This window comes from Micromonospora globosa (assembly GCF_000717585.1).
Lineage (GTDB): Bacteria > Actinomycetota > Actinomycetes > Mycobacteriales > Micromonosporaceae > Micromonospora > Micromonospora aurantiaca.
Window position 1 is genome coordinate 47022 of sequence record NZ_JNZR01000017.1, and the last position, 12787, is coordinate 59808.

Sequence of the window (12787 nt, forward strand, 5' to 3'; positions counted from 1 at the left end):
CGCGTACGTCAGATCCGCTGGCCGGTGGCGGCGTGGAAGACGTGGCTGCGGCCGGTACGCGGCTTGACGAACACGGTGTCGCCCATGTTCGGCATGCTGCGGCGGTCGGTACGGACCACGAACCGCTCGTTGTGGCCCTCCAGCGCGGCGTGGCCGTAGACGTTGGCGTCCGAGCCGAGGTCCTCGACCAGCTCGACCACGACCGGCATGCCGCCCTCGGACGGGCTGACCAGGTCGCAGTCCTCCGGCCGGAAGCCGACGGTGACCTTGCCGTCGCCGCCCTCGGAGCCGGCCGCCTGGACCTGCTCGCGGGTCAGCGGCACGATCATCTCGGCGAACGCGCCGCCCTGCTCGGTCAGCTTCACCGTCTTGATGTTCATGGCCGGGGAGCCCATGAAGCCGGCGACGAAGACGTTGGAAGGGGTGTCGTAGAGCGCCCGCGGGGTGTCCACCTGCTGGAGCACGCCGTCGAGCATGACCGCCACCCGGTGACCCATGGTCATGGCCTCGACCTGGTCGTGGGTGACGTAGACGGTGGTGACGCCCAGCTTCGCCTGCAGCGAGGCGATCTGGGTACGGGTCTGCACGCGCAGCTTGGCGTCGAGGTTCGACAGCGGCTCGTCCATGAGGAAGACCTGCGGCTCGCGGACGATCGCGCGACCCATGGCGACACGCTGGCGCTGACCGCCGGAGAGCGCCTTCGGCTTGCGGCTGAGGAACTCCTCCAGCTGGAGCAGCCCGGCCGCCTCCTTGACCCGCCGGTCGATCTCCGACTTCGAGGTCTTGCGCAGCTTGAGCGCGAACGCCATGTTCTCGTACACCGTCATGTGCGGGTACAGGGCGTAGTTCTGGAAGACCATCGCGATGTCGCGGGCCTTCGGCGGGAGGTGGGTGACGTCCCGGTCGTCGATGTAGATCGCGCCGTCGTCGACGTCCTCCAGGCCGGCGAGCATCCGGAGGCTGGTGGACTTGCCGCAGCCGGACGGGCCGACCAGGACGAGGAACTCCCCGTCGCCGATCTGGAGGTCGAGCTGGTTGACGGCGGGGCGCTCGGTGCCCGGATAGATCCGGGACGCCTTCGCGTAGGTGACCGTAGCCATGATGGAGCGCTTCCTTTCACCGGCAGGAACGTGCCGGACGATCCGAGTGAAGGAGCGACCGGCGCCCAAGGCACCGGCCAACGGGGTCGTCGCTCAGGCAGCCGAGGCCGACCGGAGTGTCGTCCGTGTCACTGCACGGTAAACGGCTTTCGCGATCGTGCCAAGACGTGGCACGTCGGGTGGGACGGATGGCATACGCATAACGGTCAGGAAGGCACTGTGAGGCATCAATCTCCCCACCTGTGAGCGCGGCCGAGCGATGATCCATCGGTCGTACCGGTCGGGATGCCGACGTTTTCCGTGCTCGGGAGCCCTGCGAGGCGGGAATTCCGGGGCTCAGTCGCTATGCTGAGCCCGACGCACGCGCCCCTGTAGCTCAGCTGGCCAGAGCACTCGCCTTGTAAGCGAGATGTCGCCGGTTCGATCCCGGCCGGGGGCTCCAGTTCCACAAGGCGTTCCGGGGCCGATGTCGCCGCGGGACGCCCGGCTCCGTCAGCAGCGACCTGACGGTACACCCGCGAGGGGTCAGGCGGGCCCACGGGCGTCGGCCCCCGCGGGCTCCCAGAGCTGGATCATGTTGCCCTCTGGGTCTCTGAGGCTCGCGAACCTGCCGTTCGGGTACTCCTCGGGGTCCACCTCGACGTCGATATCCGCATCGCGCAGTTGGTCGACCATCGCGTCCAGGTCGACGACCCGGAAGTTGAGCGACCAGGAGTGCTCGGGGCCGCCGAAGTGCTCGGAGTCCGCCGACATGGCCGCCAGGACGGTAGGACCGGGCTTCTGCCACCAGGAGGACACGTCGTAGGACTCCGGTGCCAGCTCGACCCCGAGATGGGTGGCGTACCAGCGGTTGATCCGGTCCGGGTCGTGGGCGCGGAAGAAGACGCCGCCGATGCCCGTCACACGTTCCACGATGTCTTCTCCCCGCTGGGCACTGTCCGTGCCCTCTTCGACCTGGCTGAGCCTGCCGACTTCAGGCTAGACCCGACTCGGGCGGGATTCGACAACACCCGATCGTCACGGTTGCCGGATACCGGTTGCCTGCTCGGCAGGCCTGCGCCACCCTCTCCGCATGCTCGAAACGCGCGTCCTCGGCGAGGACGACTGGAAGGTGTGGCGGGAACTGCGGCTCGCCGCGCTCGCCGAGGCCGGGTACGCCTTCGGCGCCCGACTGGCTGATTGGCAGGGCGACGGCGACCGCGAGGAACGCTGGCGCGGGCGGCTGGCCGTCCCCGGCTCGTACAACGTCGTGGTGATGCTCGACGGGCAACCGGTCGGGATGGCCAGCGGGATGCCGACCGAGCAGGACGGGGTGGTCGAGCTGATCTCGATGTACGTGGCACCCGTCGGACGCGGCCGGGGCGTGGGCGACCACCTCGTCCAGGAGGTCGAGCAGTGGGCCCGGCAGGCAGGCGCGCGGACGCTGCGGCTCGCCGTGGCGGAGGGCAACCCCACCGCGTGGGCCCTGTATCTGCGCAACGGCTTCCGGGACACGGGCGAAGTCGGCGGCCTGATGCCCGACGGCGTGCGCCGCGAGCACATCATGGCCAAGAGCCTCCTGGACCAGCCGTAGACGGTGCGGGGCGCGGCACGCGCAGTAGGCTGACCAGCGATGAGTCGCGCGGTCGAGGAGTCCAACCGGGCGATGCTGCGCGCCCGCGACGCGATGGACCGGGCGTACGCGCAGCCGCTCGACATCCCCGCCCTGGCCCGGATCGCGCACGTCTCGGAGGCGCACTTCATCCGCACCTTCCGGGCCACCTTCGGCGAGACGCCGCACCGCTACCTGCAACGCCGACGGGTGGAACGCGCCATGTACCTGCTGGCGTGCACCGGCGAACCGGTCACCGAGATCTGCCACCTGGTCGGCTTCGGCAGCCTGGGCACGTTCAGCCGGACGTTCCACGGCATCGTCGGTGAGTCGCCGTCGGCCTACCGGCGCCGCAAGGCCGCGCCGGCCGACGTCCCGAGCTGCTTCACCAAGGCCTGGATGCGCCCGAGCGCCACCGCCGGCCAGCCGGCCACCGCCAGCCAGCCGGTCGCCACCCGCAAGCCGGCCGCCGCCGGGGAAGCCGCAGCGGTCAGCGGCCCCGCACCCTCCGCCGCACCATGACCCAGAGCCGGTCACCGAGCCGGGTCCGCCGTAGCCAGCGCAGTCCGGCCAGCCGGCTCTCCGGTGGCGTACGCGGGCGCGGCGGCGCGGTGACCCGCTCGTAGGTGGCGCCGGTCGACGGCCCGGTGAAGTCGGGTTCCAGCCGTTCGGAGGCGACCGCCAGCGCGGTGAACTGGGCCAGCACCCGCGGATCGGGCCGGCCGCCCCGGGCGGCGGTACGCAGCTCCCGCTCCACGGCCGGACGCCGGATCAGCTCGGTGAGCGGCCCGTGGACGGTGTCCAGCAGGTCGGCCACGGCGGCGACGCCGTCGCCCTCCCAGATCCGGGTGGCGCGGGACGGTCCGGTGGCGGAGCTGACGAACGGCACGTCCGCCCACTCCGGTACGAGCCGGGCGATCAGCGCGGTGTGCGGAAGTCGCGCCCGCTTCTCGGCCGCGGTGAACGCGAAGCTGGCCGCGACGAAGCCGGGCGCCAGGAACGGGGTGACCATGCCCGTGGTGTACGCGGCTGTGCACCAGCGGCGCATCCGCTCGACCAGGTAGACGTAGTCGATCAGGTGCTCGTCGCGTAGGCCCAGCTCTCGGGCGTGGGCCGTCAGCGCGGTGACGCGGTCCCGTTCGGCGGCCAGCGCCTCGGGCGTCGTGGTCCCGCGCGGCACGGCCGCCAGCAGCTTGCTCATGGCCGCCTGCTCGGGCGTGGGCGCCGGGTCGGCGTCGGGGCGGGGATACCAGAAGCCGACCACCAGTTCGCCTGCCGCTCCGGTGAGGCTCGGCGGGCGTACCTCGTCAGGCAGCCGGGTCCGCGCCGCCGGGCGCGTCAGGTAGGTCGAGGGGAACTGGTGGTCGTGCAGCGCGGCGAGCCGTCGCGCCCGGTCCCGGAGGCCGGTGCCGAGGACGGTTTCCGGCGGCGCTGCGGGTGTGAGGCGGTGCGGCAGCTCCAGGCCGCGCCGGTCCCGCAGGAGCCGAACCAGTTCGCGGGCCACGTCGCCCTCGGCGGGGGTGTCGTCGTTGGTGACCAGGTCCGGCGTACGGCCGGCGGCGACGAGCGTCGCGGCGATGAGCCGGGAGTCCTTGCCGCCGGAGAGACCGAGCGTGACCTCGCCGTCGTGCAGCCGGTGCAGGCCGGCGACGGATCGGGTCAACGCGTCAGCGGCCAGGTCCAGCCGCTCGTCGGTCGGCCGGTCCCGGTCGGCGAGGCCGCTGCGGACCACGTCGTCGGCGGCGTACCGGATCTCGGTGGTGAGCTGCCAGCCGCCGTCGGCGCGGCGGCGGCCGGTGACCCGCTCGCCCGGCTGGAGCAGCCGGATGCCGGCGAGCGGCGAGAGGTCGCCGCCGAAGTGGCCGGTGAGCAGGTACGACGTCCAGCCGGCCGGGTCGGGGCGGGCCTCGCCGTGCAGGAAGTCGGCGAGCAGACCGGGCCGGGTGCACCAGGCGGTGATCCCGTCGGCCGCGCCGGTGAACACCCGGGCCATGCCCAGCCAGTCCTGTTGCAGGGCGAGACGGTCGCGGTCGAGTGCGAGCAGCGCGAACGGCGGTACGACGTCCCGGTGCACGTCCTCGCCGGTGAGCAGGCGGTTGGCGAGCGTCACCGGGTCGTCGCCGTCGGCCCCTACCGGGATGCCCACGGAGACGGCGGTGACGGGGCCGTCGGTGGCGACGGGCGGCCACCGGTATCCGCCCGGATCGGCCGGGTGCAGCACCAGCACGCCCCAGTCGGTGCCGCCGAAGCGCCGGCGGTGCCAGCTTTCGGGTACGAGGTCGGCCACGGCCTTGTCGAACCGGGCCACGGCGGCATCGAGGCGCGGTTGTGGCAACGCCCCGGTCGCGGCCCAGGCCACCATCAGCTGCATCGAGTAACCCCCCGGCTTATGTCACGGGGACGTTAACAGCGGATGTCCGGGCGGTGTCCCCGCGCGGACAAACGACGCAACTCGGGCGAGGTGGCTCGACGGCGGGACTGCGCAGTTTCGGATAAGCAGCAGGTCGGGGCGCTGCTCTAGCGTCGTCGGCATGACGATGACTTCGACTTCCCGCTCCCAGATCTACGTGCTCGACCAGGACGAGGCGCTCGACTTCTACGTCGGCAAGCTCGGCCTGGAGGTCAGCACCGACCAGGACCTCGGTTTCATGCGCTGGCTCACCGTGAACGTGCCGGGTGACCCGGGCCGGGAGATCCTGCTGGAGAAGCCGGGTCCGCCGGCTCTGGACCCGAAGACGGCCGAGCAGGTCCGGGAACTGCTCACCAAGGGCGCCGCCGGCGGTTTCCTGTTCTTCACCACCGACGACGCGCACAAGACGTACGCGGACCTGGTCGCGAAGGGCGTGGAGGTGACCGACGAGCCGACCGACCGGCCGTACGGCATCGACTTCGGCATCCGTGACCCGTTCGGCAACCGCATCCGGATCGGGCAGATGCACCAGCACCCGTGACCGGCGGGCCACCCGGGCGGCGCTCAGCGGGCTAGTCTCGCGGTCCCCGACCGTGGAGGTGCCGATGCCCACCCGCCTGCTCTACCTGGTCCGTCACGGCGAGCAGGACCGGCCGGAGGAGGAGGCGGACACCGGACTGTCCGAGCGCGGCCGCCGACAGGCGACGCTGCTGGGCGAGCGGCTGCGCGGCACGCGCTTCGCCGCCGTACACCATGGGCCGGCCCGGCGGGCCGCGGAGACCGCCGCGCTGGTCGCGGCGTCGCTGCCGGGTGTTCCGGTACGCGAGGACGACCGCGCCGGCGACCACATGCCGCACGACACCGACCCGGCCGGCCTGCCGGAGTCGTACGCGGCCTTCCTGGCCGGTTTCTCCGAGCGGGAGCGGCGAGACGGACCGCGCGTGACCGCGGAGTCGGTGGCGCGGTTCGCCGCCGCTCCCGCGGAGGGTGACGTGCGCGAGCTGGTCGTCACCCACAACTTCCTGGTCGCGTGGCTGGTACTGCACGCGGTAGACGCGCCGGCGCGCCGGTGGATCGGGCTGAACCAGCAGAACTGCGGGTTGACCGTGATCCGCTACAGCTCGGGCGGCCCGCCGGCGCTCGTCGCGTTCAACGACGTCGCCCACCTGCCGCCCGAGCTGCGTGCCACCGGCCTGCCCGACGACTACCGGATCTGACTCAGGCGATCAGCTTCACCACGGCGTCGGCCACGGCGCGGGCGGACTGCGGGTTCTGGCCGGTCACCAGCCGCCCGTCGACCACCACGTGCTCGGTGAAATCAGGTGCCGGCACGTGCTGCGCGCCCGCTTCGCCGAGCTTGTCGGCGAGCAGGAACGGCACCTCGTCGGTGAGGCCGACGGCCGCCTCCTCGCTGTTGGTGAACCCGGCCACCCGCTTGCCGGCGACGAGCCGGGAGCCGTCGGTGAGGGTGAGGTTCACCAGCGCCGACGGGCCGTGGCAGACGGCGGCCACCACGCCGCCGCGCTCGTAGACCGAGCGGGCGATCCGGGCCAGGTCGGGGTCGTCGGGGAAGTCCCACATGGTGCCGTGACCACCGGCGAAGAGGATCACGTCGTACCCGTCCGGGTCGACGTCGGCGGCCTTCGGGGTGTCGGTGACGCCGGCGGTGGCGAGGAAGTCATTCTGGGTGCTGTCGTTCTCGTCCCGCCCGTCGACGGGCGGCTCCCCGCCGGCCACGGAGACCAGGTCGACGTCGTACCCGGCGGCCCGGAACACCTCCCACGGCTCGGCGGCCTCGCCGACGTAGTAGCCGGTCGAGCGGCCGGTGCGGCCCAGCTCGGAGTGACTGGTCAGGGCGATGAGTGCGCGAGTCATGGCTTCCATGCTGGCGCGGCCGGCCCGCCCCGGCCATAGGCCGATGTCACAGCCGGAACGGGTTTGACGGGCCGGTCAGCCGGTGGCGCCGTTGAGCAGGTCCACCACCTGCGCGGTGACGGCCGGTGGCGTGGTCTCCGGCGGGCAGTCCACGTAGCCGACCTGGTTCGGCCCGATGGTGAGCCGGTAGGTGAACGCGTCGGCGCACATCGTCGGCAGCACGGTGACGGCGGCCTCGGCGGCGAGCCGGGGGTCGGCCGCGAGCTGCCGCAGCCGGGTGAGCTTCTCCGCGGCGAGCTGTCCCTCGCGGGAGGCGCCGCCGCGGTCGGTCCTCGTCCAGTGGCCGTCCGGCTCGACCCGGACGGTGTCGGACAGCCCGGCGATGCCGCCCGACTTCACGAGTACGACCTCGGTGGCCAGCGGCGAGGGTCCGTCCGTGAGGACGGGTGGGGCGTCGGTGCGGGCGCAGCCGGCGAGCGGGAGGAGAAGGGCGGCGACGGCCGCCGCGGCGGAGGCAGCTCTCATACCCGATCGGACGCGCGACGGGACCACCCGGTTCCGGCCCACCGGTCCTCCTCATCCGTTCGGTCAATGTCTCAGGCGGGATCTCGCCAGCCTCTTTCACGTTCTTCGATGTATCGCTATATCTACATCAGTGACTACCCCCGTCACAACTTCGCCTTCCAGGAGGGCCCGTGAAAAGATCCGTCGCCGCCGTCAGCGCAGCGCTGCTCACCAGCAGCGTGCTGGCCTGCGTCACCACCTCGGCGCAAGCGGCAGCGCCAACCGCCCCCAGCCCCGAGACCTCTGCCGCAGCCAAGGCCGCGAGCCTACTGCGCGCCAACCCCGGCGTCGTCCAGGGCGCCGGCGGTGAGGCCTACCAGGCCGTCCGCACCAAGGTCGACCCCTCCGGGGCGGCGCACACCCGGTACAGCCGGACCTACCAGGGTCTCCGGGTGTACGGCGGTGACTTCGTCATCCACACCGCCCCGAACGGCACCCTGACCAGCGCGTCGGTCAGCCTGTCCGCCCCGCTGACCCTGAGCACCACCGCGAAGGTCGGCGCGGACGCGGCCAAGGCCAGCGCCCGCAAGACGTTCTCCGGGTCGCTCACCTCGGTCGGCGCGCCGGAACTGTTCGTCGACGCCAGCAGCGGCAAGGGCCGCCTCGCCTGGGAGACCGTCGCGACCGGCTGGAAGGCGGACAAGCAGACGCCGTCGAAGCTGCACGTCATCACCGACGCCACCACCGGCAAGGTGATCGGCTCGTACGACGAGATCGAGACGGTGGCCGGCACCGGCCAGGGCGTCTACAGCGGCTCGGTCACCATCGACACGACGCTCTCCGGCAGCACGTACCAGATGATCGACCCGGTGCGCGGCAACGGCCGCACCTGCGACATGAACAACGGGACCTCCACCTGCACCACGTTCACCGACGCGGACAACGCGTGGGGCAACGGCGCCACCTCGAACCGGCAGTCGGCCGCCGTGGACGCGCACTTCGGCGCCGCCAAGACGTTCGACTACTTCAAGAACGTGCACGGCCGCAACGGCATCTTCGGCAACGGCCAGGGCGTGCCGAGCCGGGTGCACTACGGCAACAACTACGTCAACGCGTTCTGGGACGGCTCCCAGATGACCTACGGCGACGGCTCGGGCAACTCCCGCCCGCTGGTCTCGCTGGACGTGGCCGGTCACGAGATGAGCCACGGCGTCACCGAGGCGCTGGCCGGGCTGGTCTACTCCGGTGAGTCCGGTGGCCTCAACGAGTCCACCAGCGACATCTTCGGCAACATGGTGGAGTTCTACGCCGCCGCGCCGAGCGACCCGGGCGACTACCAGGTCGGTGAGAAGATCAACATCAACGGCAACGGTACGCCGCTGCGCTACATGTACAACCCGTCGCTGGACGGCTCGTCCGACTCCTGCTGGTCCACCAGCACGAAGAACAAGGACGTGCACTACTCCTCCGGCGTCGGCAACCACTTCTTCTTCAACCTCGCCGAGGGCACCGGCGCCACCGCGTACGGCACCTCGCCGGTCTGCGGCTCGGCCCCGGCGGTGACCGGCATCGGCCGCGCCAAGGCGGAGAAGATCTGGTACCGGGCGCTCGACGTGTACTTCACCTCGAACACCTCGTACGTCAACACCAGCAACCCGGCCAACACCGCCCGCGCGTACACCCTGCGGGCCGCGACCGACCTGTACGGCAACTGCTCCACCGAGTACAAGACCGTCCAGGCGGCGTGGACCGCGGTGAACGTGGCCGGCAACGACGCTCCGTGCAGCTCGACCGGTAACGACTTCTCCGTCTCGCTCTCGCCGACCTCCGGGTCGGTGACCGCGGGTGGATCGGCCTCCGCCACCGTCGGCACGTCCACCACCAGCGGCACCGCGCAGACCGTGACGTTCTCCGCGTCTGGCCTGCCGACCGGCGCCACCGCGTCGTTCAGCCCCGCCTCGGTGACCTCGGGCGGCTCGTCCACGCTCACCATCGCCACCAGCTCCGGCACCCCGACCGGCACCTACTCGGTGACCGTCACCGGCAGCGCGGCGTCGGGCACCAAGACCGCCACGTACTCGCTGACGGTGACCGGCACGGGCGGCGGCTGCACCGGCGCCGGCCAGAAGCTCGGCAACCCCGGCTTCGAGTCCGGCAACACGGTCTGGGCCACCACCTCCGGCGTGATCGGCCAGTACGGCTCGCAGGGCCAGCCGACCCGCACCGGTACGTGGAACGCGTGGCTGAACGGCTACGGCAGCACCCGCACCGACACGCTGTCGCAGTCGGTGAGCCTGCCGAGCGGCTGCTCCGCGTACAACCTCTCGTTCTGGCTGCACATCGACTCGGCCGAGAGCACCACCAGCGTCCAGTACGACAAGCTGAACGTGCAGGTGCTCAACTCGTCCGGCTCGGTGCTGGCCACGCTGGCGACCTACTCGAACCTGAACAAGGCCAGCGGCTACAGCCAGAAGTCGTTCTCCCTGGCGGCGTACGCCGGGCAGACCGTCACGCTGAAGTTCACCGGCACCGAGGACGTCTCGCTGCAGACCTCGTTCGTGATCGACGACACCGCGATCAACGTCTCCTGACCTGACCGCCGATCCCGGGGCCCGGCGGCCACCCCACGCGGGTGGTCGGCGGGCCCCGGCCGTTACGGTCGGACCCATGTCCGACGCGGAACTGACAGTCACCCTGGACGGCCCGGTGGCCACTGTCGTCATCCACAACCCGGCCCGGCGCAACGCCATGACCCCGGCCATGTGGCGGCAGCTCCCGGTGTTGCTAGACGGCCTGGAGGCGGACCCGGCCGTACGGGTGCTGGTCCTCACCGGCGCGGGCGGCACGTTCTGCGCCGGCGCCGATCTGGGCGACCTGGACGAGCTGCTGGCCGCCGGTGACGGCAGCATCGCGGTGGCCGCCGAGGAACGGCTCGCCGCGTTCGGCCGCCCCACAGTCGCCGCGATCGAGGGCGCCTGCGTGGGTGGCGGGTGCCAGCTTGCCGTCGCCTGCGACCTGCGCCTGGCCGCGGCGGACGCGCGGTTCGGCGTACCCCCGGCCCGGCTCGGCCTGGTCTACCCGGCACCGACCACGCGGCGGCTGGCCGCGCTGGTCGGCCCGTCGGCGGCCAAGCACCTGCTGTTCACCAGCGAGCTGGTCGACGCCCAGCGGGCGCTGCGGATCGGCCTGGTGGACGAGGTGCTGCCGGCCGGTGAGCTGGCCGGGCGGGTGGCGGCGCTGACCGCCACGGTCGCCGAGCGGTCCCGGCTCACAGTGACCGCCGCGAAGGAGATCGTCGATGGGCGCGCCGACGCCGACCGGCTCGCCTGGTGGCACGCCCAGGTGCGGGACAGCGGCGAGGCACGCGAGGGCGTGGCCGCGATCAACGAGCGCCGCCCGCCGCGCTTCGGCTGGACGCCGCCCGCCGTCTGACCGGCCGGCAGGCGTCAGCCGCGAACGGCCGGCCGGCACGGTCCGCCGTCACCGCGACGCGCGGTCCGCGCTGACGTGGGCCAACAGCTCGTCCACCGACCACTGGTCGGAGGCGTGTTCGCCGTATTTCTCGGCGAGCACCCGCCCGTCGGGTGCGATCAGGAAGTCGGCCGGCAGCCCGAGCCGCCCGCCGTGCGGGGAGGCGGACGGCAGTCGCTCCCGGCCGCGCAGCACGTGCCAGGTGCCGGTCACCACTGCTCGCAGGATCGGCAGCCAGGCGCGCGGGTCGAGCAGCGACCGCCGCGCCGACTCCACGCCGAACTCCCGGTAGAGCCGCCGGTCCGGATCGGCCACCACGGCGAACGGCAGGTCGGCGACGTGCTCGCGCAGTTCGTCGGCGGGGGAGTGGAAGAGCACCACCTCGCGTACGCCCGCGGCCTCGATCTCGGCGTGCCGGCGGACGATCGAGCGCAGGTGGAGGTTGCAGACCGGGCAGCCGGCGAAGCGCCGGAACTGGAGGTGGATCAGGCGGTCCGGATCCGGCAGGTCGATCCCGGTGCCGGTCACGCTGGTCAGGTGGCGGGGGGTGACGACGTCCATGCGCGCTCCCGTTGTAGGCGTACGACGTACTCCTACAACCGTAGGCGTATCTTGTACGCTGTCAAGGCCATGCCCCGTCCCCGTTCCCTGACCCCGGCCCAGCTCGCCGACGCGGCGCTCGCGGTGCTCGACCGGGACGGCCTCGCCGGCCTCACCATGCGCGCAGTCGGCGCGCAGCTCGGCACCAGCACGATGGGCCTCTACCGCTACGTCGCCGACCGGGACGAACTGGAGGCGCTCGTCGTCGAGCGGGTCCTCGAACAGGTGGACACCCGTCCGCCGGGCGACGTCCCGTGGCCGGACGGCATCCGGGACCTGGCCGACCGGGTGCGCCGCGCGGTCGGCGTCCATCCGGCAGTGGTGCCGTTGCTCCCCGCGTACCGGCACCGCTCGCCGACGATCCTGCGCTGGGGCGAGGCGGTGCTCGCGGTGCTGACAGGGGCCGGCTTCACCGGCGTCGGACGGGTGATCGCGTTCCGCGCCCTGCTCGGCTACGTGGTCGGCGCGATCCAGATGGAACACCTCGGCGCGCTGTCGGGCCCCGGAACGGCTGTCATCGCGGCGCTGCCCCGCGACGAGTTCCCCCTGCTCGCCGCGACCGCGCGCGAGGCCGGCGCGGTCGCACCGGAGGACGAGTTCGGCGGTGGGCTGGACCTCCTGCTCGACGGGCTGGCCCGGCGTCTCGACAGCTAGGCGACTTGGTGGGACCGGCGGGCGCGGCGCCGGGGCTCACCCCCGGCACCGCCCCCTGTGCCCGCCGGCCGTCCGTCACCGCGCCAGTGCGGCCCAGCTCGGCGTCACCGGCTCCCGCCGCAGCGGCATGCCCGCCTCGGCCGGGGTCCGGTCGCCCTTGCGCTGGTTGCACGCGTAGCAGGCGGCGGTGGTGTTCCCCCAGGTGTTCCGGCCACCGCGCGAGCGGGGCAGGATGTGGTCGATCGTGCTCGCCGCGCCGTCGCAGTACGCGCACTTCCGCCGGTCGCGCGCCAGCACCCCGGCCCGGGACCAGGCCGGGCCGGCGCTGAACCGCCAGCGGGTCACCACGTACCGGACGAGGCGGACCACACGCGGCAGCGGGAAGACGCCGATGACCCGGTCGGGCTCGGCCTCGTGGATCTCGGCGACCCGGCGGCAGAGCATCCGGATCGCGTGCTTGACGGTGACCCGGTGCAGCGGGCCGAGGTCGGCGTTGACGACGAGGACGGCGTCCACCGGGTTCTCCCTTCACGATCGGCGGTACGGCGACGAGCGGCGACGACGGGGACGCGCGAGGCGCGT

14 protein-coding genes and 1 tRNA gene are annotated in these 12787 nt (G+C 72.4%); 8 read left to right on the forward strand and 7 right to left on the reverse strand.

Features of this window, described 5'->3' with window-relative positions:
* Nucleotides 1–8: 8 nt before the first annotated feature.
* Nucleotides 9–1100 (reverse strand): ABC transporter ATP-binding protein, encoded by a 1092-nt coding sequence (locus IF06_RS0116615; RefSeq protein ID WP_013288905.1) that lies wholly within the window; start codon nucleotides 1098–1100, stop codon nucleotides 9–11.
* 365 nt (nucleotides 1101–1465) lie between these two features.
* Between IF06_RS0116615 and IF06_RS0116620 the strand changes: the two genes are divergently transcribed.
* Nucleotides 1466–1542 (forward strand) — tRNA-Thr (locus IF06_RS0116620).
* Between the two features lie 83 nt (nucleotides 1543–1625).
* On the opposite strand, the gene IF06_RS0116625 is transcribed toward IF06_RS0116620, so the two are convergent.
* A complete protein-coding gene (locus tag IF06_RS0116625) occupies nucleotides 1626–2012 on the reverse strand; it encodes a VOC family protein (protein ID WP_013288904.1) in 387 nt (128 codons plus the stop codon).
* A 160-nt stretch (nucleotides 2013–2172) separates the two neighbouring features.
* Between IF06_RS0116625 and IF06_RS0116630 the strand changes: the two genes are divergently transcribed.
* Nucleotides 2173–2673 (forward strand): GNAT family N-acetyltransferase, encoded by a 501-nt coding sequence (locus IF06_RS0116630; RefSeq protein WP_013288903.1) that lies wholly within the window; start codon nucleotides 2173–2175, stop codon nucleotides 2671–2673.
* 39 nt (nucleotides 2674–2712) lie between these two features.
* Complete coding sequence (locus IF06_RS32180) at nucleotides 2713–3213, forward strand: helix-turn-helix domain-containing protein (protein WP_013288902.1); 501 nt, start codon at nucleotides 2713–2715, stop codon at nucleotides 3211–3213.
* Here IF06_RS32180 and IF06_RS0116640 read toward each other — a convergent pair.
* Complete coding sequence (locus IF06_RS0116640) at nucleotides 3182–5062, reverse strand: hypothetical protein (protein ID WP_030272063.1); 1881 nt, start codon at nucleotides 5060–5062, stop codon at nucleotides 3182–3184. The two genes, IF06_RS32180 and IF06_RS0116640, sit on opposite strands and share 32 nt — an antisense overlap.
* 160 nt (nucleotides 5063–5222) lie before the next feature.
* On the opposite strand from IF06_RS0116640, the gene IF06_RS0116645 reads away from it, so the two are divergent.
* A complete protein-coding gene (locus tag IF06_RS0116645; RefSeq protein WP_013288900.1) occupies nucleotides 5223–5642 on the forward strand; it encodes a VOC family protein in 420 nt (139 codons plus the stop codon).
* 64 nt (nucleotides 5643–5706) lie between these two features.
* Complete coding sequence (locus IF06_RS0116650; RefSeq protein ID WP_030272065.1) at nucleotides 5707–6318, forward strand: histidine phosphatase family protein; 612 nt, start codon at nucleotides 5707–5709, stop codon at nucleotides 6316–6318.
* A 1-nt stretch (nucleotide 6319) separates the two neighbouring features.
* Here the strand turns inward: IF06_RS0116650 and IF06_RS0116655 are convergent, their stop codons facing one another.
* A complete protein-coding gene (locus IF06_RS0116655; RefSeq protein ID WP_232236698.1) occupies nucleotides 6320–6976 on the reverse strand; it encodes a type 1 glutamine amidotransferase domain-containing protein in 657 nt (218 codons plus the stop codon).
* 75 nt (nucleotides 6977–7051) lie between these two features.
* Nucleotides 7052–7501, reverse strand: coding sequence for a hypothetical protein (locus IF06_RS0116660; RefSeq protein WP_030272068.1), 450 nt, complete (start codon nucleotides 7499–7501; stop codon nucleotides 7052–7054).
* Nucleotides 7502–7671: 170 nt separating this feature from the next.
* Here IF06_RS0116660 and IF06_RS0116665 point away from each other — a divergent pair, with 170 nt between their 5' ends.
* Both IF06_RS0116665 and IF06_RS0116670 read left to right on the forward strand, forming a co-directional pair.
* Nucleotides 7672–10071 carry a M4 family metallopeptidase gene (locus IF06_RS0116665; RefSeq protein ID WP_013475056.1) on the forward strand — a complete coding sequence of 800 codons (2400 nt, stop codon included), beginning with the start codon at nucleotides 7672–7674 and terminating at the stop codon, nucleotides 10069–10071.
* Nucleotides 10072–10147: 76 nt separating this feature from the next.
* Nucleotides 10148–10912 carry an enoyl-CoA hydratase/isomerase family protein gene (locus IF06_RS0116670; RefSeq protein WP_030272070.1) on the forward strand — a complete coding sequence of 255 codons (765 nt, stop codon included), beginning with the start codon at nucleotides 10148–10150 and terminating at the stop codon, nucleotides 10910–10912.
* Between the two features lie 48 nt (nucleotides 10913–10960).
* Here IF06_RS0116670 and IF06_RS0116675 read toward each other — a convergent pair whose 3' ends face one another.
* Complete coding sequence (locus IF06_RS0116675) at nucleotides 10961–11512, reverse strand: peroxiredoxin-like family protein (RefSeq protein WP_030272072.1); 552 nt, start codon at nucleotides 11510–11512, stop codon at nucleotides 10961–10963.
* Between the two features lie 69 nt (nucleotides 11513–11581).
* Between IF06_RS0116675 and IF06_RS0116680 the strand changes: the two genes are divergently transcribed.
* Complete coding sequence (locus IF06_RS0116680; RefSeq protein ID WP_030272074.1) at nucleotides 11582–12205, forward strand: TetR/AcrR family transcriptional regulator; 624 nt, start codon at nucleotides 11582–11584, stop codon at nucleotides 12203–12205.
* Nucleotides 12206–12280: 75 nt separating this feature from the next.
* On the opposite strand, the gene IF06_RS0116685 is transcribed toward IF06_RS0116680, so the two are convergent.
* Nucleotides 12281–12721, reverse strand: coding sequence for an HNH endonuclease (locus IF06_RS0116685; protein WP_013475060.1), 441 nt, complete (start codon nucleotides 12719–12721; stop codon nucleotides 12281–12283).
* Nucleotides 12722–12787: the final 66 nt, after the last annotated feature.